20 protein-coding genes and 1 pseudogene are annotated in these 19,103 nt (G+C 65.1%); 8 read left to right on the top strand and 13 right to left on the bottom strand.

Going from position 1 to position 19,103, the window contains the following annotated elements:
• Positions 1-220: 220 nt before the first annotated feature.
• From ACRXBZ_RS34095 to ACRXBZ_RS34085, 3 genes are read right to left on the bottom strand one after another with little or no spacing between them, the layout of a single operon-like run.
• Positions 221-1,096, bottom strand: a complete 876-nt coding sequence (locus tag ACRXBZ_RS34095; RefSeq protein WP_433882566.1) for an RNA-guided endonuclease TnpB family protein — start codon at positions 1,094-1,096, stop codon at positions 221-223.
• Positions 1,018-1,572, bottom strand: a complete 555-nt coding sequence (locus ACRXBZ_RS34090) for a helix-turn-helix domain-containing protein (RefSeq protein WP_433882565.1) — start codon at positions 1,570-1,572, stop codon at positions 1,018-1,020. The genes ACRXBZ_RS34095 and ACRXBZ_RS34090 overlap by 79 nt, the downstream gene beginning before the upstream one ends.
• Complete coding sequence (locus ACRXBZ_RS34085; protein WP_433882564.1) at positions 1,569-2,141, bottom strand: IS607 family transposase; 573 nt, start codon at positions 2,139-2,141, stop codon at positions 1,569-1,571. Before ACRXBZ_RS34085 ends, ACRXBZ_RS34090 begins: the two co-directional genes overlap by 4 nt.
• 301 nt (positions 2,142-2,442) lie before the next feature.
• On the opposite strand from ACRXBZ_RS34085, the gene ACRXBZ_RS34080 reads away from it, so the two are divergent.
• Positions 2,443-3,114 carry a transposase family protein gene (locus ACRXBZ_RS34080; protein ID WP_433882563.1) on the top strand — a complete coding sequence of 224 codons (672 nt, stop codon included), beginning with the start codon at positions 2,443-2,445 and terminating at the stop codon, positions 3,112-3,114.
• Positions 3,111-3,497, top strand: coding sequence for a group II intron maturase-specific domain-containing protein (locus ACRXBZ_RS34075; RefSeq protein WP_433882562.1), 387 nt, complete (start codon positions 3,111-3,113; stop codon positions 3,495-3,497). The genes ACRXBZ_RS34080 and ACRXBZ_RS34075 overlap by 4 nt, the downstream gene beginning before the upstream one ends.
• Positions 3,498-3,637: 140 nt before the next feature.
• Here ACRXBZ_RS34075 and ACRXBZ_RS34070 read toward each other — a convergent pair whose 3' ends face one another.
• The 5 genes from ACRXBZ_RS34070 to ACRXBZ_RS34050 all read right to left on the bottom strand — a co-directional run bounded on the left by ACRXBZ_RS34070 (position 3,638) and on the right by ACRXBZ_RS34050 (position 9,483).
• The gene (locus ACRXBZ_RS34070) at positions 3,638-5,227 is read right to left on the bottom strand and encodes an integrase (protein ID WP_433877504.1); all 1,590 of its coding nucleotides are present in this window, start codon (positions 5,225-5,227) and stop codon (positions 3,638-3,640) included.
• Positions 5,228-5,232: 5 nt separating this feature from the next.
• Positions 5,233-5,565: a helix-turn-helix domain-containing protein gene (locus ACRXBZ_RS34065; protein ID WP_190818330.1), complete on the bottom strand. Its 333-nt coding sequence runs from the start codon at positions 5,563-5,565 to the stop codon at positions 5,233-5,235.
• Positions 5,562-6,638, bottom strand: a complete 1,077-nt coding sequence (locus ACRXBZ_RS34060) for a tyrosine-type recombinase/integrase (RefSeq protein WP_433877503.1) — start codon at positions 6,636-6,638, stop codon at positions 5,562-5,564. The genes ACRXBZ_RS34065 and ACRXBZ_RS34060 overlap by 4 nt, the downstream gene beginning before the upstream one ends.
• A gap of 693 nt (positions 6,639-7,331) precedes the next feature.
• Entirely contained in the window at positions 7,332-8,441 is a 1,110-nt protein-coding gene (locus ACRXBZ_RS34055; RefSeq protein WP_433882561.1) for a PLP-dependent cysteine synthase family protein, read from the bottom strand.
• 124 nt (positions 8,442-8,565) lie between these two features.
• The gene (locus ACRXBZ_RS34050) at positions 8,566-9,483 is read right to left on the bottom strand and encodes a LysR family transcriptional regulator (protein ID WP_433882560.1); all 918 of its coding nucleotides are present in this window, start codon (positions 9,481-9,483) and stop codon (positions 8,566-8,568) included.
• 184 nt (positions 9,484-9,667) lie between these two features.
• Here ACRXBZ_RS34050 and ACRXBZ_RS34045 point away from each other — a divergent pair, with 184 nt between their 5' ends.
• The 4 genes from ACRXBZ_RS34045 (at position 9,668) to ACRXBZ_RS34030 (ending at position 13,831) form a co-directional block, all read left to right on the top strand.
• Positions 9,668-10,993 (top strand): MFS transporter, encoded by a 1,326-nt coding sequence (locus ACRXBZ_RS34045; RefSeq protein WP_433882559.1) that lies wholly within the window; start codon positions 9,668-9,670, stop codon positions 10,991-10,993.
• A complete protein-coding gene (locus tag ACRXBZ_RS34040; protein WP_433882558.1) occupies positions 10,990-11,475 on the top strand; it encodes a RidA family protein in 486 nt (161 codons plus the stop codon). Before ACRXBZ_RS34045 ends, ACRXBZ_RS34040 begins: the two co-directional genes overlap by 4 nt.
• A gap of 78 nt (positions 11,476-11,553) precedes the next feature.
• Positions 11,554-12,759, top strand: coding sequence for an amidohydrolase family protein (locus ACRXBZ_RS34035; RefSeq protein ID WP_433882557.1), 1,206 nt, complete (start codon positions 11,554-11,556; stop codon positions 12,757-12,759).
• Positions 12,760-12,922: 163 nt separating this feature from the next.
• The gene (locus ACRXBZ_RS34030; RefSeq protein WP_433877464.1) at positions 12,923-13,831 is read left to right on the top strand and encodes an IS5 family transposase; all 909 of its coding nucleotides are present in this window, start codon (positions 12,923-12,925) and stop codon (positions 13,829-13,831) included.
• 45 nt (positions 13,832-13,876) lie between these two features.
• Here ACRXBZ_RS34030 and ACRXBZ_RS34025 read toward each other — a convergent pair whose 3' ends face one another.
• A complete protein-coding gene (locus tag ACRXBZ_RS34025) occupies positions 13,877-14,269 on the bottom strand; it encodes a transposase (protein WP_433884056.1) in 393 nt (130 codons plus the stop codon).
• Positions 14,270-14,687: 418 nt separating this feature from the next.
• Between ACRXBZ_RS34025 and ACRXBZ_RS34020 the strand changes: the two genes are divergently transcribed.
• The gene (locus tag ACRXBZ_RS34020; protein WP_433882556.1) at positions 14,688-15,860 is read left to right on the top strand and encodes an ATP-binding protein; all 1,173 of its coding nucleotides are present in this window, start codon (positions 14,688-14,690) and stop codon (positions 15,858-15,860) included.
• Between the two features lie 9 nt (positions 15,861-15,869).
• Here ACRXBZ_RS34020 and tnpC read toward each other — a convergent pair.
• A pseudogene (tnpC, locus tag ACRXBZ_RS34015) lies at positions 15,870-17,033 on the bottom strand (IS66 family transposase); the annotation flags it as partial.
• 151 nt (positions 17,034-17,184) lie between these two features.
• Here tnpC and ACRXBZ_RS34010 point away from each other — a divergent pair.
• Complete coding sequence (locus ACRXBZ_RS34010; protein ID WP_433882555.1) at positions 17,185-17,517, top strand: hypothetical protein; 333 nt, start codon at positions 17,185-17,187, stop codon at positions 17,515-17,517.
• 48 nt (positions 17,518-17,565) lie between these two features.
• Here the strand turns inward: ACRXBZ_RS34010 and ACRXBZ_RS34005 are convergent, their stop codons facing one another.
• The 3 genes from ACRXBZ_RS34005 to tnpB form a co-directional block, all read right to left on the bottom strand.
• Positions 17,566-17,808 carry a hypothetical protein gene (locus tag ACRXBZ_RS34005; RefSeq protein WP_433882554.1) on the bottom strand — a complete coding sequence of 81 codons (243 nt, stop codon included), beginning with the start codon at positions 17,806-17,808 and terminating at the stop codon, positions 17,566-17,568.
• A gap of 64 nt (positions 17,809-17,872) precedes the next feature.
• Positions 17,873-18,085 carry a zinc ribbon domain-containing protein gene (locus tag ACRXBZ_RS34000; RefSeq protein ID WP_433884055.1) on the bottom strand — a complete coding sequence of 71 codons (213 nt, stop codon included), beginning with the start codon at positions 18,083-18,085 and terminating at the stop codon, positions 17,873-17,875.
• A gap of 33 nt (positions 18,086-18,118) precedes the next feature.
• Positions 18,119-19,102, bottom strand: a complete 984-nt coding sequence (gene tnpB, locus ACRXBZ_RS33995) for an IS607 family element RNA-guided endonuclease TnpB (protein WP_433884054.1) — start codon at positions 19,100-19,102, stop codon at positions 18,119-18,121.
• Position 19,103 lies beyond the last annotated feature (1 nt).

Genomic DNA, 19,103 nt, shown 5'->3' with positions numbered 1-19,103 from the left:
CGGGACAATTCCGCAAACCGAGGCGAGCCGGTCGGCCCCGAGATCACCCGAAAGCCCCTACTGCCGACCGATCCGCGGACGGTATCCTGCGCGCTACACAACCACTCCCCCATTACTGGGAAATTCTCGGATGTTCGCGCCCCGCCAACGACCCGGAGACCTGCCGCCGCCCACCGCGCCCGAGGCGCTCCTAAACCGTTCGGAAAACGTGTAACAACGTTCACCGAGTCGGCGCATTGCTGCGCTGACGTTGACCCGCGTGGGCCTTCCCATGGCGATACCCGTTGCCACCTGGAGTGGGCTTACGTGGGTTTCCAGCGGGCTCGTTTAGCCTCACGACGCAACTCGCCGAAGAGGTGTCGCGCTCAACAAGAGCAGTGAGGTTACGTGCGGCATTCAGGTCCCGGTCGAGGACCATGCCGCAGTGTTCACACTGGTAGACGCGTTCACTCAAGCGCAGTTTGGTTTTCACCACGCCACATCCGGAACACGTCTTCGAGCTCGGGTACCACCTGCTGGCGACGTGCGTGTGCACACCGCGCCAGGCTGCTGTGTATTCGACCTGTCGCCGGAGCTCGCCCATTCCGACACCGGCAACATGCCTGGCCAGGCGGCGGTTGGACATCATTCCTCTGACGTTGAGGTCTTCCAGTACGACCGCGCCGTGTTCGGCGACGAGCCGGGTGGAGAGCTTGTGCAGCCCGTCGCGGCGGGCGTTGGCGATCTCCGCGTGCAGCTTCGCGATGCGAGCTTGGGTCTTGCGCCAGCGCTTCGAGGGCTTCTGCTTCGTGCGCTTGTCGGGGCCGGTGCGGCGGGATGCCTGCCGCTGTAACCGGCGGAGTTCGCGCTGCGCGAGTTCCAGGCGGCGCGGATTGGGAACCACTTCCCCGGTGGAGAGCACAGCGAGGGACTTGATGCCTAGGTCAACGCCGACCGCACTGTCCGGCTGCTGCGGCGGTGGGTCGTCGCGGTCGATCTTCACCGAGAACGACACGAACCACCGGCCGGACCGAAAACTCACGGTCGCTGAACGGATCGTGGCGGTGCCGAGTTCGATCCTGCGGGCGAGTTTGCGGGTGGATTCGTGGGTCCGCACTGTTCCGATACGCGGCAGTTTGACGTGCCGCCGGCGCGGTCAGCGAGACCGAAGCTGCCGGTGGTGAAGCGGCACGACATCGTGCGGTACTTGCTCGTGAACCGGGGGAACTTGACCTTCGCGCCTTTCCGCTTGCCTTTCTTGGAGTCGTCCCAGTTCTTCAGCGCGGTAGCGAGGTTCGCCAGGCCGGACGAGTAGGACTCTTTCGAGTTCTCGCCCCACCACGGGGCGACCTCGTCCTTGGCCTGGTTCCAATCCTTGCGCAGCGAGTACGCGGACCACGAGATCGAGGGTGTCAGTTCGTCGTCGGCGAGGTCGTAGGACGCTTCGGCTTTGCGTTGGTCCATGACCGCTTTGACGCGGTGCAGACCCCAGTTGTAGGCGAAACGCTGCGCGCCGCAGTGCGACCGCAGCTCGTTTTCCTGCGACGGGCTCGGGTCGAGCGCGAACTTGTATGCCTGGATGACCTCGGTCATGGCTGCGGCTCCGCAGCGCAGGCGGTGATGCCGTTCTCTGCTCGTTTCTTCGCGGACCGGCGGCCGTAGAGACGGGCGCACATGCTGGTCAGGACTTCGGTGATGTCGCGGACCAGGTCGTCAGCAACTTCGTCAGCGTTGAGCACGACGATGGTGCGGCCGGTCGCGGCCAGCGCGGCTTCGAGGTGTTCGACACCGAACCGGGCGAGCCGATCTCGGTGCTCGACCACGATGCACGCAACGTCAGGATCAGCCAGTAGCTTGGCAAGCTTGGCGCGTCGCCCGTTCAGTCCTGACCCGACTTCGGTCACGGTCGCGTCCAGAGAGATGCCGCGCTTGCCGCATTCTTCAGCGACACGTCCGGCCTGCCGGTACAGATCGTCTTTCAGGTCAGCAGAGGAAACGCGGCAGTAGGCGACGGTGCGGCCGGTCGACTCCTTGGGCGGTTCGACCAGGATTGTTCCGGTAGGAAGCTGACGAGCAGCAACGGGCAGGGCGGCCGCATGGAACCAGTTCAGCGCGGTTCGATACGAGACACCCTGCTCACGTGCCCACTCCTTCAACTTCACGCAACACAGTTTAGCACGCATTGACACAGACTCACTCAGAACCAGGAACAGTCTCCAGCCCCTATCCGGCCCCCTCGAACCCCAGGAGAACGTCAAAGTCGGTGATCTTGGTGTGAAGTCCGGTGTGTACGTGGTCGATGCCTAGTCCGAACATGGGTGATGGCCTCCGCCTGGGATGATCAAGGTTCCTACGCCACGATCGTCACCAGGAAGAAGGCCACCGTTGTCAGTGTCGCACGTCTCGTGTTCGTCGCCCGTGTTAGCCGTTGCTGAGCGGCCGGATCCACTGCTGGAGACCGGTTTGTCCGCGGTTGGGTTGCTGGTTGAGCTGCTTGCTGGTGTGCCTGATCCGCGTGATCCGCGGGGTGTTCGGCACACGATTGGTGCGGTGCTGTCGGTGATGGTGTTCGCGGTGTTGGCCGGTGCCCGCAACTTTCGGGAGATCGCTGATCAGGCAGTGGATCTGCCAGTGGTGTTGTTGGCAGCCGCCGGGTGCCGCCTGCATCCGGTGACCGGTCGGTATGTAGTGCCCAGCGAGCCGACGATGCGTCGGCTGGCCCACGATATCGACGCCGACGCCGCCGATGCACGGGTATGTCAATGGATGCGGGAGCAGGCTATGGCGGCAGCGTTTGCCCGTCGGGCGGACGGCTCCAGCGGCTCCGGTGAGGGCGCTGATGCGGGGGTGGTTGCGGTGGCCATGGACGGCAAGGTCGTGCGGAACACCATCGCTCCCGGCGGTGCCGAGGGTAGCGAGATCAAGCTGTTCTCCGCGTTGCTGCACGAGGAGGCGGTCGTGATCGCACAGCGGCGTATCCCCCATGACACCAACGAGATCACGCAAGTGGCCGCGCTGCTCAAAGACGTGGACCTGACCAATGTGGTGGTCACCGGGGATGCCGCGCATGCCCAGCACGCCACCGCGGCCCACATCGTCTGTGAGAGCGAGGTGGTGCCTACGCCCTCACCGTGAAAGGCAACCAGCCCGCGCTGCTCGCGGCGATCACCACCGTTTTGCCACCCGCCAAGCCGGGCAGTGAGCACCACGTCGAGATCGACCGCAGCAACGGCAAGATCGTCCGGCGCGCGATCTGGGTCGCTCCCGCCGACATGCTGAACCCGGTGATCCGGGGATGGGGCATGTATTATCGGCGCGCGAACGTGCGCAGGTTGTTCAATCGACTCAACATGTGGATTGTGCGACGAATTTGGGGATGGCGGTTCAAACGATGGCGGAACGCCGGATGGCGCACGCTGCCGGAGACACGCCTCTACGGTGAATACGGTCTGGTCAACCTTCTGCAACTGATTCCAAGTATGCGCGACTACTACCGCCAGAAGGGCTACATCCATTGAGAGCCGCTTGCGGGAAAACTGCACGAGCGGTTCGGAGGGCGGGCGGAGCTCTGCCCGGAGTTCAGGCGAACTGAGGGATTCTCAGCGGGAACCCAAGGGTGTTCGGGCTGTGTGGGGCGGTTGGACCCTTGGGTTCGTGCTCAACCCACGGTGTCGTGGTGGGCGCTGTGCAGGAGATTACGGGCGGCGGCGCTGTATCGGATGGCGGTGGTCTCGTCGAGCCCGAACACGGCGGCCAGGTGGAGAGGGTCCGGCCCGTGGGTGAGGGCTTCGTCGAGTTGGCGATCGACGCGCAGGGCCTCCAGTGTGGCGGCTCGGCGACGGAACGGACCGGTGAGCGCGTTGTCGCTGACCGGCCGGGTCGTGTTCGCGGTCTGCTTGTTGATGATCAGGTGGGGGTTGGCGGTGTGGGGCCAACGGTCACGCCGGTAGGTGAGCCAGTCGAGCAAGAGACGGTAGGTCAGCTGGTCCATCGGTCGGGTCACCGTGGCGATGGTGAGCTGCCGGTTGCCGAGGTCGACGTCGTCGAGCCGGAGCTTGCGGATGGCGTCGGGGCGGGCGGCGTGCACTGCGGCCAGCGCCAGGGTGAGCCGGGCGGCGGGGGTGGTCGCGGCCTGCGTAGCGTCGTCGATTTCGTTGGGAGACAAGGGAAGGATCACTGGGTCGTCGCGGTTGCTGCGGTCCCGGAGTCGAGCGGCAGGGTTGGCGAAGATGGTGCCGGTCTTCTTGCAGTGCCGCATCAACGACCGCAGCCCGGTGACGGCTTGCCGACGGCGATGTCCTTGCAGGGCTTCGATCACGGCGGCGACGTCGGCGACGGTGACCTCGCGCAGGTGGGCATAGCGGGCGGACCAGTCCACGAGCACGGGGTGGACGGCGCGCACGTAGCGGCGGGTCGTGCCCATCTTGCGGGGCAGGCTGCGCGGCCCGCCGTGGTGCAGAGTGCGCACCCAGTCGTGGACGTCGGCGGCGATGCCGGGCGCGAGTTCGGCGAGCTTGCCGTCCAGCCAGTGCTGGAACGCCGGGACGCGGTCGTCAACGAACAGGTCCGCCCGATCCAGGACCTCGGCGACACGGTCGATGCTGACGCCGTAGCGATGCAGGATGTCAACCAGCTGCGAGTAGCGGAACGCTTCGCCCTCGGCATGTCCGGACAGCAGGATGACCAGTGCCCGGCCCAGCTCGGCGACCAGCTTGGGGTTCCAGCCGTGCGCCTGCCCCAGCTGGTCGGCGATCCGCCGCACCCGGACCAGGACCGGGTTGGCCAATTCGGCGTGCAACTCCCAGCCGAAGGCTCGCTGCGGGCCGGGCAGGTGCAGTTGCAGTTGCCCGCCATCGGCGGGCCGGGGCGCAGCCAGCACGAGGTCGGTGACTCGTGCACTGGTCTGGGCTCGCTGGCCAGCGCGCTGGCGCACTCCGGAGCGTGGGCCGCGCATCTTGGTCATGCCGGCGAAGGCCAGCTGGTGGCAGGTGACCGTGGCCAGGTCGGCGTCGGTGACGACGTGAGGATCGTCGGCCAGTACCCCGGCCTGCAACCAGCACAGCCTGCAATAGCCGTGCTTCAGCGGCACGTGCCGGCCGCAGACCGCGCAGCGGCCGGGGGCATGGCGGCGGCGGAAGTCGTAGCAGGCGCGGCAATATCCGCCATACAGCACGCCCCAGGCCAGGCAGGTGGGGCAGCTTTCCGCCGTCTTGTCGATCGCGTGTCGGCGTTGGGGCATGGTGACCACGCGGCTCACATGGGCGGCAGCGAGCGGCCGTCCCGGCGTTTCGGCGTGACCGTCACACCGGCGGCGCCGCTGGTACCGGTCGCAGCGGTCGACTCGCCTTGCGGGGCGGGCCGGTCGACCTTGTCGGGCTCTGGGATGAGCAACACCTCGACACCGCAACCAAGGACTGCGCAGATGATGTTCAGCTCGTCGAGTTTGACGCTGGCCGGGCTGCCCGACCACAGCCCGGACATCTTCCCAGCGCTGATCATCAGGCCGTGCTCGGCGAGCATCCGTTGCAGCTCGCTGGCCTTCCAGATACCACGGTTGGCGGCAGCCAGCCGCAGGTTCCACCTCATATGCTCAGTCCCTTCAGCCGTTGCGCGGCCCGCTGCTGCCCGGCCAGCCATGCGTCCTCGACATGCGTCCGATGAACATGAACATAATTCATAGTTGTGGCGATCCAGGCGTGCCCGAGCGTCGCTTGGATGGCGATCAAGTCCATGCCGCCCAGGTAGAGCTCGCTGGCGCAGAAGTGCCGCAGGACATGCGGTGTCAACCGGTCCGACCAGTCCGGCAGGTGCTCGGCGGCGGCCGTAGCCAACCCGGCCCTCAGCACCTCGTTGCCCACCCTGGCACCGGTCCCGTCGGCGTTCTTGCGTTCGGAGCAGAACAACGGAGCGCCCAGCCGGGCAGGGTCGTCACCGAGCTGGCACCACACGTCCTCGACGAACCACCGCAGGGTCCGGCCCGCGTCATTGATCAGCGGCACCATGCGTTCCCGGGGCCCGGAGCCGCGGGCGCCTTTGCCGTGTCGGACATGGAGTTTGCCGAACGGGCCCAGGTCCCACTTGATGTCGGCCAAATCCAAGTGGCGCACCTCGTTGATCCGCAACCCCACCTCCGACATCAGCCGGGCGGCGGCGTAGTTACGCGCGGTGGGAGCGAACTTGCGGCAGGTCGCCAGCTCGCCGCGCCACCCGGCGAACAGCGTCCTGATCTGCTCAGCGGACGGCGGGATCCGCAGTTTCGCCTCGCGTCGGCCGCGGGGTCGGTTCACCTCGTCGATCGGGCATTCCACGACCCGGCCGGTCAGGTTGTGGATCTCCACCTTGTGCCGCAGCTCGACGAACTCGAAATACGTCCTGATCGCCTGCGCCCGCGCCATCCGCGTGTTGGGCGGCACCGCCCGCAGCACCGTGCCGAAATAGGAGTCCACGTTGGACGGTTGCAGGTCCCACAACGGTCGGCCGAACCACGCACGCACCTGCTCCAGATGGCAGACATCCGAACGGATCGTGTTATCGGCCAAGCCTGCCGCCGAGCGGGCCAACACGAACCCGGCGAACACATCGGTCTCGAACCGCGCGATCTCCTCCGGGCCCAACGGCTCGCGCATCTCGCGCAGATCCCGCACGACCGCAAGCCCCACCACGCCTCCCCGACTTCAGCTCGACCGCAAGAACATCAACAGACGTGACATCGGCTCACGGAACCTGAAGTTGAGTCAGAACACGAACCAACCACCCGAACGAGCAAGAACAGCCTGGTCCAGGCCGCCCGACGACGGAACATCCCTCCGGGAACTCAAGGGTTATCTATTAGTAGCGGACCCGTGTCCGCCGCCTCCCCCGACCCGACAGTCGCGGGAGTCACGCCCCGTCACGGAGAGCGGGAAAGCCGCTCACAGGGCCAAGGACGGCAGCGAGTCCGCAGCGTTCGAACTGGAATGCCAGGAGTGCATGGGTGAATATCGATGATCCGTGGCCGATGCTCGAAGATGCCGAGGCACGGGTACTGGAGATCCAGAAGAAGCTGCACCGGTGGCTGTGATCCGTTCTTTCGAAACCGCCGTTGGCGGGGGATGGAAGGGGCGGTCCACCTCGCTGCTGCCGACACTCGCAGCGACGTGCGAGTTCCGTGATCGGCTGAGGGGTGCTCCCGAAGAGTGCAGGAAGGCGAGGAGTTCGTATCGCCAAGGGGGATGGCGTCGAGGATGCAGTTGCTCTGCCCCAGCATGCGGGTCCCGCGAATCAAGGTCATGCTCAGCCGGCGTGCACCGTGTCGGCCTCGGCGAGAGAGGGCGCTTCTTCTCTCTCGGGCGCTCCACGGTATGGCAGGTTGGTCAGTCGACGGCGAGTGTCCCAGTCCTCTCGAATCGGCGGAGCGCGGCAGTGTAGGGGGCGATGTTGATGCCGTTGTCGGTGAGCCAGGCGTCGTTGTAGTAGGTCGAGGTGTAGCGCGATCCGGCATCGCAGATCAGTGAGACGATACTTCCGGGGGTGGCGTCTTGGTTCATGCGCTGTGCGAGCTGGATCGTGCCCCAGATGTTTGTGCCGGTGGATGCACCGACTCGTCGGCCGAGTTGTTCGGATACCCATCGCATCGCGGCGACGGATGCTGCGTCGGGTACCTGCAGGACCTCGTCCACGAGGTGGGGGAAGAATGACGGTTCGACCCGGGTCCTGCCGATCCCTTCGATCCGCGATGGGGTGGTTGTGGTGATCGTCGTGTCCTTCATCCGCCATCCGTCGTAGAAGGCTGATCCCTCGGGGTCAACGATGGTGAGACGGCTGTGGAATCCGTTGTAGCGTGCGAAGCGGGCGATGGTCGTGCTTGTGCCGCCGGTGCCGGCGCCGACGACCACCCATTGCGGAAGTGGGTGGGGTTCGTTGCGCATTTGCTCGAAGAGTTCCTCGGCGATGTTGTCGCAACGCCAGTTCGTCGCTTGGGCGGCGAAGGTGAACTGGTCCATGAAATACCCGCCGCGGGCGGCGGCGAGTCGCTGGGCTTCGGTGACGACTTGAGTTGAGTCCTCGGCCAGCCGGCATTGGCCGTCGTAGCGTTCGATGAGGTCGATCTTTTCCTGGCTGGTGGTACGGGGGACAACGGCGATGAAAGGGACGCCGATGATGCGGGCGAAGTAGGCCTCGCTGACAGCGGTTGATCCGCTGGATGCTTCGATGATTGGGGTGTCCGGACCGATGTCGCCGCTGCACAGCGCGTGGACGAAGAGGGACCGCGCGAGGCGATGCTTCAGGCTCCCGGTCGGATGTGATGACTCGTCCTTCAGGTAGACGTCGATCTCGCCGAACACAGGGAGAGAGAACGGAACGAGGGGCGTGTGTGTCCCGCGTGTCTTTTCGGCTCTGATGAGTTCGAGAGCACTGGTCGCCCAGGCACGACGGCTCTGCTCTGCCGCAATGTCAGACCGGATGTCGAGCTTGGTGTCCACGTAGACCTCGCTTCTCACGCTGTGTTCCGAGCGCCAAAGGAAGTCCCGTTCGCGCCCATGCTCAGTCTGAGAACGCCGTGAGCAAACGTCCAGCAAGAGTTTCCCGATATAGCCAAACGATCCGTTATGTGTCATCAGTGTTGGCGAGGATGTCGGACGCAGCCGACAGTAGAGAGCTGAGCATGTGCTCGACCGCTGGTGAGCGACGGTTGGTTTTTAGGATCGTCGCCGTGACGATCCTTTTGCGTTCTGGCAAGAGTGGGCGTATGCGCAGTTTCGGGTGTCGGACGAAGGACTGGACCATCTCGGGCATCGCCGCCAGGCCGAGTCCGGAGACGACATAGCTCTGTACGGCAAGGTTGTCGTCGGTCGTGATGTCGATGCGTGGCGTGAAGCCTGCGTCCTCGCACGCGGCTAAGAACGCCTTGCGGCAGCGGACGCAGCCGGCCACCCAGCGTTCCTCACGCAGGTCGGCGAGTTGAATCTGGCGACGACGAGCGAGGGGGTGGTCGTCAGGGAGCAGCAGGACCAGCGGTTCCTCCAGCAAGGCGATTGAGACGGCGTCGTCGTCATCTTGGTGTTCCTGGTCGTCGTAGCGGAACGCGACGACGATGTCGTAGGCGCCGGACCGCAGGCCCGCAAGGGAGTCCGGAGGCTCCGCTTCGAAGAGCTCGATCTCGATCCCGAGGTGGTTTGAACGGAGCTTCGAGATTGCCGCTGGGACGAGGGTGGCGTTGGCGCTTGGGAATGCGCACACCTTCACCCGCCCGTCGCGCAGGCGGTTGACCGCGGCGATGTGCTCTTCGGTGGATCTGATCTCCGATAGCAAGCTGGTTACGCGCGAGGCGAGAACCTCCCCTTGTTCGCTGAGTCGCAGTCCGCGTCCTTCGCGCGCGAAGAGGGTGGTGTGCAGTTCGCGTTCGAGCGCGCGCATCTGTTGGCTGACACCCGGCTGCGTGTACCCGAGCTCACGAGCGGCGGCAGCGAACGTGCCGGTGCGGACGACAGCCTCGAAGGTGAGCAGGCGCTGGGTATCTAACATCTCCAAAGTATAAGCACCAGTTTGAGATACACAAGAAAGCATGCTCTGGCTTTGATCTCAGAGGGCGCAGAAGATGCTTCATACCGCCACGCAGGTCGCGGCGCCGTGCAGCCTCTGATGGGACAGCAGGCTGCTCGACGTGGACGTCTGTCAGAGCGGACGGCGTTCGAAGGAGAAGGCACGCATGACATCTTCACGAGCAGAGACTTTCCTGAGCCACAAGGAAAGGTGGCGCGCCACCGGGGGAAGCATCGTCGGTACGGCACTGGAGTGGTACGACTTCTTCCTCTACGGTACAGCGGCGACGCTTGCGTTCAACCACCTGTTCTTCCCCAGCGCCGACCCACTTACCGGCACGCTACTGGCATTCGGCAGCTTCGCCGTCGGTTTCATCGCCCGCCCGATCGGCGCGATCGTGTTCGGCAACTACGGCGACCGGATCGGCCGAAAACTCGTTCTCGTGATCACTCTGATGATCATGGGCGTCTCCACGGTCCTGATAGGTCTGATCCCGGACTACAACTCGATCGGCTTGTTCGCGCCGATCACGTTGACCGTCCTCCGGTTCATCCAGGGTTTCGGTCTTGGCGGTGAATGGGGCGGCGCCGTGCTCATGTCGCTCGAACACGGCGACCCGAGACGACGCGGCCTGGCCGCAAGTTGGCCCCAGATCGGCGTGCCCCTGGGACTGCTCCTGGCCAACGGAACACTCGCCCTCATGCTCGCGGTGACCTCGGACGATGCCTTCCTGGCGTGGGGATGGCGCGTGCCGTTCCTGCTCAGCGCGGTCCTCATCGCCATCGGCCTATGGATCCGGCTCCACGTCACCGAGTCCCCGGAGTTCGAGAGGCTCGCCGCCGAGGGAAAGCGGGTGAAGCTCCCCATCGTCGAGGTGCTCCGTACCCAGCGGCGGGAACTGCTCATCGCGACCGGGTCGCGCATCGGTACTGATGTCGCGTTTTACATCTTCGTGCTGTTCATCGTCACCTACCTGACCCAGATGGTCAAGATCCCGGAGCCGACCGCCATGCTCGTCGTGCTGTTGTCGGCCGCGGCGATGCTCGTGCTCATCCCCGCATTCGGCGCGCTGTCCGACAAGCTGGGACGCCGACCGGTGTACCTGGGTGGGGCCGTCGGAGCCCTGGTGTGGGTGTTAGCGTTCTTCCCCCTCCTGGAGACCGGGAACCTCGCAAGCCTGTTGGTGGCTGACTTCGTCGGGATGCTGTGCTGGGCTGCGATGTACGGCCCGCTGGCGTCGTTCACCACCGAACTGTTCCCCGCGAACGTCCGCTACAGCGGCGCGTCCCTCGGCTTCCAGCTGTCGGGCATCTTCGGCGGCGCACTCGCACCGATCATCGCCGTCGCCCTGTACGGCCGCTTCCAGACCTGGATCCCGATCGCCGTGTACGTCGCGGCGATGCTGATCATCACCGTCGTGTCGGTGACGCTTGCCAGGGAATCCTCAGGCCACACATCCGAAGCGGCAATCTCACAGGAGGTCCACTTATGAACACCAATCGACACGGCGACATCGTCCAAGCACTCGCGGACGCAGGGTTCACTCTGCCGGCCCCTCCTGCCCCGCTCGCGGCGTACACACCGGCGCTCCAGACCGGGCAGCTCGCGTTCACCTCCGGTCAGCTTCCGCTCGTCGACGGGAAACTCGAGGCCACTGGGAAAGTAGGCGACGGTCCCGGTCTGATCTCGCCCGATACCGCCCGCGAGCAGGCCGCGCGGTGTGCGCTGAACGCCCTGGCAGCTCTTGCGACGATGCTCGGCGACCTAGGCCGAATCGCCCGGGTAGCGAAGCTTACCGGGTTCGTGGCCAGCGACCCCGCATTCACCTCCCAGTCCGCGGTCATCGACGGGGCAAGCGAACTGCTGAAGGCAGCCTTCGGGGCCGATGGCGTTCACACCCGGTCCGCGGTCGGCGTCGCGGTGCTCCCCAAAGACAGCCCGGTCGAGGTCGAACTGACCGTCGCCTTGCACTGAAACAGGACGAACTCGCGCGGCCCGACCCGCCCCTCCTCCAAAGCACCCGCAACAACAACCGATAGAAAGGTGGAATCTATGACGTGGGATGAGACATACGCCGAAGGCCACTTCGGCCCCGCCACAGGCAGGCTACTGATCACAAACCTCCGAGGCGCCGTCACCGGACGCCTCGGCGACCCCCTCCGCGAGGTCGAGACCATCCTCGTCGAAAACGGCCACATCCTCGAGATGGGCGCCGCCGCCGACGCCGATGCCGACGTGACCATCGACGCGCACGGCGCCGTCGCGCTGCCCGGCCTTTTCGACACGCACACCCACTTCGCGATCGGCGACTTCAACCCCAAGCAGAACACCGTCGGGTTCATCGAAAGCTACATGCACGGCGGCGTCACCTCCATGATGTCCGCCGGTGAAGTGCACTTCCCCGGCCGTCCCATGGACCGCGACGGCGTCAAAGCCGTCGCCGTCGCTGCCAACCGCTCCTTCACGCTCAACCGCCCCGGCGGAGTGCGCATCCACGGCGGCTCCCTGATGACCGGCCCATACATGGAGGAAAGCGACTACGCCGAACTCGCCCGACAGGGCATCTGGCTGATGAAGGTCGGCTTCGGCGGATTCCGCGTCCCGAAAGACGCCGTCCCCCACGTGCGCTGGGCACAGGAGGCCGGATTCGTGGTGATGTCCCACTCCGGCGGGGCCTCATCCGTTCCCGGTGTCGCCCCGATCACCGTGGACGACCTCCTCGCCATGAGCCCTGACATCGCCGGACACATCAACGGAGGCACCACCAGCCTTCCGGAGGACGAGGTCAAGCTTCTCGTCACCGACTCCACCGCCGCACTGCAGCTGGTCCAGGCCGGAAACCTCTCCGCGAGCCTGAACATCCAGCGCATGGCAGCCGAGAACGATGCCCTCGACCGGGTGATCCTCGGATCGGACACCCCCTCGGGCACCGGGGTGATGCCGATGGCGATCATCAAGACCATCGCCGAACTATCATCCATCGGCGGCATGGCGCCCACCGACGTCATCGCCTACGCCACCGGCAACGCCGCCCGAGTCCTGCGCCGAGACGAAGGCATCCTCGAAGAGCAGCGACCCGCCGACCTGCTGCTGGTGCAGGAACCCGTCGGCGGACCCGCCGCACACCCCATACAGGCACTCGGCCGAGGCGACATCACCGGTATCGCCGGGGTCGTCATCAACGGCCAAATCCGCGCACTGCGCAGCCGGAACTCGCCCGCCCCGGTGCGGGAGGTCAAGGTGAGCCCCCACTGCTGACCGCGAAGGCACGCCGTGCGCCTCCACAGGGAGCCTCGGACGAGGCGCACGGCGTGCCTTAGAGACTGTTGGGTAACTGGGGCGACACTGAGCGTGGCGTGATGTTGATCACGGTCGGTGTGTCGAGATGACAAAGAGATCATCCCCGCCGTGATCTTGTTGTGTGTGCAACTGCGATACCGGCGGGGATGATCGCCGCCCATGTTATCCGTCCAGTCTGACCGATGAGGTGTGGGCGGTCCTGGAGCCGTTGATGCCGGTACGAGACCGCCGAAAGGGCGGTATGGCAAGGAAATACGACGATCGCCTGGTGCTGGACGGGATCTTCTACGTGCTGCGTTCGGGTTGTCAGTGGCGGATGATTCCCCGTGATCTGCTGCCCTGGGACGCGGCCTATCGCTGGTTTCGGGACTGGAGTGCCGACGGCACGATCGACCGTGTCCACGACGCGCTGCGCGATCAGGTTCGGCGCCAGGCCGGACGCACGGCGGACCCGTCGGCGGCCGTGCTCGACGCCCAGTCCATCAAAAGCAGCGAGGGAGGGCAGGAACGCGGGTTCGATATGGGCAAGAAAACGACAGGCCGCAAACGGCACCTGGTCGTGGACACCCTCGGCCTGCTGCTGGTCGTCATGGTCACCTCCGCATCGGTGCAGGACCGCGCGGAGCGCGGCGGGCGCGAGATCCTGCGACGCCTGGCGGCCCGGTTCCCCTCGATCGCTCTGGTGTGGGCCGATGGCGGATACGCCAACTCCGTCGTCAACGGCCTGCTGGCCTGGGCGAAGGAAAAACTCGGACTGGTACTGGAAATCGTCAAACGCAGCGACGATGTCAAGGGGTTCCAGGTGCTACCACGTAGGTGGGTGGTCGAACGAACTTTTGGGTGGCTGATCCGCAACCGTCGCCTCGCCCGCGACTACGAACGCCTGACCGCGAACTCCGAAAACATGATCAAACTCGCGATGATCCGCCTCATGGCCACCCGGCTCGCCGGCCAGAGCATCCGGTGGTCCAACGCCACCGAACGCGAAGCCGCCCGCCGACTCACCGCCGAAACCAACATCGCTGCGTAACCACCCAGTTACCCAACAGTCTCTTAGAGGGCATTTGATCTCCATTTAGGCTATTATGCCCATTTTGCGTGGATCGTTTCGCCAGGTTTGGGTGGATTCTCCGGCCAGCGAGCGGCTCATTATGTTAGTCATCGCCCAGAGGGTCATCGTGCGTGAACGCCGGGGCAGGGCCTCATAGTCACGCACGAGTCGGCGGTGTTGCATCAGCCAGCCCAGGGTGCGCTCCACTACCCAGCGGCGGGGTAACACGTGAAATCCCTTGGAAGTAGGGCGTTTGACGACATCGACCTCGATATCTCGTTGCGCACCATAAGATATGACGGACGTGTTGTAACCGCCATCCACCCACGTCGTCGACACGCTTGGATGCTCAGCAGCCAGATGGTCCAGAACTTGTTTCCCGCCAGCGGAATCCTGCACCGACGCAGCCGTGACGATTGAACCTACTACCCGAAACGACCTAAACCGGACAGGTCAACTTTGCACAGACCCTGCGGTAGCCCCATGCGCTCCGGCCATCCCCAGGGGGACCAGCCTCGTGAAGGGTGAGCCGTCCGCCGGTGACCGGCTAGCAGGGATGTGCGCGGATCGATGCCAAATGTTCGGCGCCGTGTTGGACGGGTTCGGACGCAAGCCCGTGTACCTGGCCAAGGTGGTAGCTATGGACGTGCTGATCTTCCCAGCGTTCGCTCTGGTAACACGGGCAACTCCGGACTCATGCTCATCGCCCCGACGACCTAGCCCAATCGAAGCCCCAGTCCTCGCGATGTGGCGGAAGCGCCACACGGCTGAGCGCCGGCGCCACCGTTATCGTTGGGTTAAGCGTCGAGAAGACCGAACAAACGGATGAGCCACCATGCCACGGCGCGTACGAGATCCCCAGGCCTTCGCGCCCGCCGACCTGCCCGGTTTCATCGGACGGCGAACCGAGCTGAGCAAGGTCCGGAAAGGGCTGTCGGCGTTCCGGTTGGTGACACTCACCGGCGTTGGCGGCGTCGGCAAAACCCGGCTTGCGATGCGGGCCGCATGGGAAATGCGGCGGTCGTTTCCCGACGGCGTATACGTGGTGGAACTCGCAGGTCTCGAAGACGGTGGCCTGGTGTCTCAGGCGGTCGTGACCTCCCTGGAGCTCCAGGATCAGTACACCCGCTGGACTCCGGACACACTGGCTGGAAAGCTGGCGGACCGGCGACTTCTGCTCGTTCTGGACAACTGCGAGCACCTGCTGGACACGTACAGCCGTCTCGTGGCGACCCTGCTGCGACGGTGCCCGGACCTGAGAGTTCTGGCCACAAGCCGACAAGCACTGGGCATTACCGGAGAGCTCATTCAACCAGTCTCGACCCTCCGCTTCCCGTCCGACGACGCACCACGGCCCGCTGAGGCATTGCGCGCATTCGAGGCGATCAAACTCTTCGAGGACCGAGCGGCCGCTGCGGTGCCACACTTCGAAATCGACGAGCACAACGGCCAAGCAGTAACAGGCCTGTGCAGACGACTGGACGGAATCCCCTTGGCAATCGAACTCGCTGTCGCGCGCCTCCGAATCCTCTCACCCGCGCAACTCCTGCAGCGCCTGAACGACCGGTTCAACATGCTCACGTCCGGCAACCGCGCCGCGCTCCCCCGGCACCAGACACTTCGCGCATCGATCGACTGGAGCTTCCAGCTCTGCACCCAACAGGAACGAGCCCTCTGGAGCCGAGCGTCGGTGTTCGCCGAAAGCTTCGACATCGACGCGGCCGAGAACGTCTGCTCCGACGCCGCTCTGCCGGGACGGGACATGCTCACAGCGGTAGCCGGCCTGCTGGACAAGTCCGTCATCAGCCGTGACGAACGCGACGGCGTAGTTCGATACCGATTGCTGGAAACCATTCGCCAGTACGGCCGCGAGGCGTTGTGTGCAGAAGGTCGTGAAGGTGAATTTCAGAAGCGGCACCGGGACTGGTACCTGAAGCTGGCCCAAGACACGCACGACCGCTGGTTCGGGGTGTCCATTCAGGGCTGGACAGGACGCTGGGCGGTTTGATCTTTGTGGTCAGGCTGGGGTGACTGGTGGCATCCAGGGGTTGCCGGTGAGGGCGGCATGGATTGTGTCGATGGCGCGTCGCCCATGATTGGTGGCGCTGGTCAGGTAGGAACGGACTCGGCAGAACCGGGCCAGGGTGGCCAGGGTGTGCCAGTAGCCGGAGACTTTCTGGTGCAATTTCGGGCTTTTCAGCGCTTGCTCGGAGGCGTTGTTTGTCCAGGGCACCGCGAACACCCTGGTGAACAGCCAGACTTGGTTGGCTTTGCCGGCCAGTCGGGTGGCGAGGTTGTAGCCAGGGTGGTTGCCTTTGTCCCAGTCGCGGTAGCGGTTGGTGGCGATTCCCCAAGCGACGGCCTTGTCGTAGCGGGCACGCAGATCGGCCAGCAGGTCGGGGTCGAGGCGATCGGCCCCGGCCGCGTGGGCGTCGGCGACGGCGGTGTGCGCTTCGCGCAGCACCTTGCGGACCGTTGCCGCCCATCCCTGCTGGGTGAGGTGCAGGTCGAGAACGCCTTGCAGGTGGCGGAACAGGTGCGCCACACACTGCTGGACCCCGGCCAGCCGGGCGTCGAACTGATGCCAGGCGGTGTAATCATCGCGCACGAGATACCCGGTGTAATCGTTGAAAAGCCCGAGGGTGCGCAGCGCTTTTTTGGTGCGTGCCGGCAGTTCCCGGTACCACACCAGCCGTTCATCCGGGGTGCGCACACAGACCACATGTGGGGCGCCGGGGACCGGTTGGCCGTCCTCGCCAGTGTCGGGGTACGCGATGTTGACCGGTGTTTCGTCCGCGCACAACACCGGTTCGGCGGCCAGCACGGCACGCATCGCCTCATCGAAGCCTGCCTGATCCAGCCGCTCGGCGACACGTTCGTGCGCGCGGGCGACGAACCCGGTCGACACCGGAGCGGAAAGCAACGCTTCCATCAGACTCGCGGTGCGCTCCACCGGCACATTCCCGGTCGAGGACAGCAGGACCGCCGCGGCGTTAACGTTCGGCCCGTAGCACACCGCCCCGGCCTGCCCGAAAGGAACCGCCGCGGTCGTGGTCTTCCCGCAACCGCCACACTGCCGCTTCGGCAGCCGGTACTGCACCCGCTGCAGCCGGATCGGCGGGGTATCCCAGACCTGCGTCCAAGACATCCCCGCATCCCGCGCCTCTGCCAGATCCGTGCCACAGCCCGAACACTACGCAGGCTCGGGCGCGGTCTCACTGCGATCCGGCTTCACCGCGCGCTGCAAACCCGAGCCCGGATGCCCGGGTTGGCCGCCCGGCTTACGGTCCTTCGATCGCACCCGCTGTGAGCGCTGCGCGCGGCGTTTCCCCTTGGCCGCAAGCGAATCCTGCTACGGCGGGGTCGAGGAATTCGTCGAATCCATCCCCAACCTGCGCTTCAGCTCCGCGTTCTCCGCCCGCAGTGCCGCCACCTCGGCCGACAGCGCCGTCACCAATTCCGCAAGCTGCTCATACGACGGCGCAGGCTGCTCGGGCGGTACGGACACGGCCACAATGATCGACGATCAAGCCAACAAGATCAAGCCAGACACGCCCCACCAACCCCAGCTCAACCCAAGCCATGAATGGACACATGTCCAGCGCCATCCGGGTCTTCGCGAGGTCGGATTTCAATTTCTCGTTCTGGCGGCGGAGTTTCTCTAATTCGAGCTGTTCGGCGGACTTCTTCGGTCGCTTCGCTGAAGTCGTTGCCTATGCTGGTCGGTTAGTCAGGACTCCGGCGTCACGTGCCCGTGTCCATTCGATGACGTGGGAGGAGTACAGGCCCTCGCGACGCAGGATGGCGCCTTTCTCGCCGTTGGGTGCGTTCTCGTACTCGGTGACGATCGCCAGCTTGTACTCCGGGCTGAACACCCGGCGGGACGGGCGCGGTGCTGGGTCGCCCGGACCCGCCAGCGGTGACGGGTCGGGCTGCTTGTCAGATGGTGTGGACACGTGCACCAGGATCTCCGATCCCGCCCTCGGTCAGGAACACCGCACTCACACGAGGTGTCTCACATCAGTCTGGCAAAGAGGGGTGTGCGGCATTCAGGTCACGGTCGATGACCAGGCCGCACGCGGTGTTGTCGCAGCGAAACACCCGGTCCGAGAGGCGTAGCTTGGCTTTCACCACACCACAGGCCGAACATGTTTTGCTGGACGGAAACCACCGGTCAGCGACAACCAGCCGGCCGCCGTGCCAGCTGGTTTTGTAGTCGAGTTGCCTCCTGATCTCGGCGAACCCGGCATCGCTGATGGCGCGCGCTCACTTCCGGTTGGCCAACATCCCTGACACGCCCAGGTCTTCGACCACCACGGTGCCGATGTGGGCGGCGAGTCCGGCAGTGAGCTTGTGGATCCCGTCGCGCCGCAGGTTGGTCACGCGGTGATGGATTCGGTTGCGACGCCGGTTGGCACGTTTCCACCGATTCGACGCCTTCTGTCCCGTACGTTTGCCCGGTCCTTGCCGACGCGACACCGTGCCAGACCACCTGCGCAGCTTTTTCTGAGCCTTGCGCAGGTGTTCCGGGTTGCCCACGGACCCCTGCTCGTCGGTGACACCCGGAACTGGTCGCGAGCACACCGCGAGGTGCGAGATCCCGAGATCCACTCCCACGGTCACGGCAGGATCAGCGGGTTTCGTCTCGCTGCGTTGGACTTCGCAGGTGAAAGCGACGAACCAGCGTCCACCCTCGAACCGCACAGTGGCCGACAAGATGCGTGCGGTTCCCGTTTCGATACGCCGGGCGAGCTTGCGGGTGGACTCGTGCGTCTTGAGCGTCCCCAGCCTGGCAAGTGTGACGTGGTGCCGGTCCGGTTCGATGCGGATGGTTCCGGTGGTGAACCGCACTGACAATGCTGACCGGTGCTTGGACTTGAACCGCGGAAACCCGACCTTTCGGCCCACGCGCTTGCCGCTGCGGGAGTCGTTCCAGTTCTTCAACGCACGAGCCAGGTTGTCCAGTCCGGTGTTGTAGGACTCTTTGGAGTTTTCCGGCCACCACGCAGCCGCCTCGTCCTTGGTGGCGTTCCAGGCGCGCCGAAGACCAGCCAGGGACCAGTTCAACGACGGCGTGAGCTGATCTTCGCCGATGCCGTAGGTGCGTTCGGCGGTGCGCTGGTCCAGGTTCGCCTTCACCCCAGCCAACGCCCAGTTGTAGGCCACCCGCGCCGCCCCGCAGTGCGACAACACCGCACGCTCCTGCGTGGGCGTGAGGTCGAGCGCGTACCGGTACGCCTGATGCACCATG

Source organism: Saccharopolyspora hattusasensis (assembly GCF_050972075.1).
Taxonomy (GTDB): domain Bacteria; phylum Actinomycetota; class Actinomycetes; order Mycobacteriales; family Pseudonocardiaceae; genus Saccharopolyspora; species Saccharopolyspora hattusasensis.
This window is presented reverse-complemented; position numbering and strand designations above follow the sequence as displayed.

Coding starts and splice junctions, on each gene's coding strand:
- tnpB (WP_433884054.1), bottom strand. CDS start 19,102: ATGGTGCATCAGGCGTACCGGTACGCGCTCGACCTCACGCCCACGCAG.
- ACRXBZ_RS34050 (WP_433882560.1), bottom strand. CDS start 9,483: ATGTTAGATACCCAGCGCCTGCTCACCTTCGAGGCTGTCGTCCGCACC.
- ACRXBZ_RS34065 (WP_190818330.1), bottom strand. CDS start 5,565: ATGAGGTGGAACCTGCGGCTGGCTGCCGCCAACCGTGGTATCTGGAAG.
- ACRXBZ_RS34035 (WP_433882557.1), top strand. CDS start 11,554: ATGACGTGGGATGAGACATACGCCGAAGGCCACTTCGGCCCCGCCACA.
- ACRXBZ_RS34090 (WP_433882565.1), bottom strand. CDS start 1,572: ATGACCGAGGTCATCCAGGCATACAAGTTCGCGCTCGACCCGAGCCCG.
- ACRXBZ_RS34045 (WP_433882559.1), top strand. CDS start 9,668: ATGACATCTTCACGAGCAGAGACTTTCCTGAGCCACAAGGAAAGGTGG.
- ACRXBZ_RS34020 (WP_433882556.1), top strand. CDS start 14,688: ATGCCACGGCGCGTACGAGATCCCCAGGCCTTCGCGCCCGCCGACCTG.
- ACRXBZ_RS34040 (WP_433882558.1), top strand. CDS start 10,990: ATGAACACCAATCGACACGGCGACATCGTCCAAGCACTCGCGGACGCA.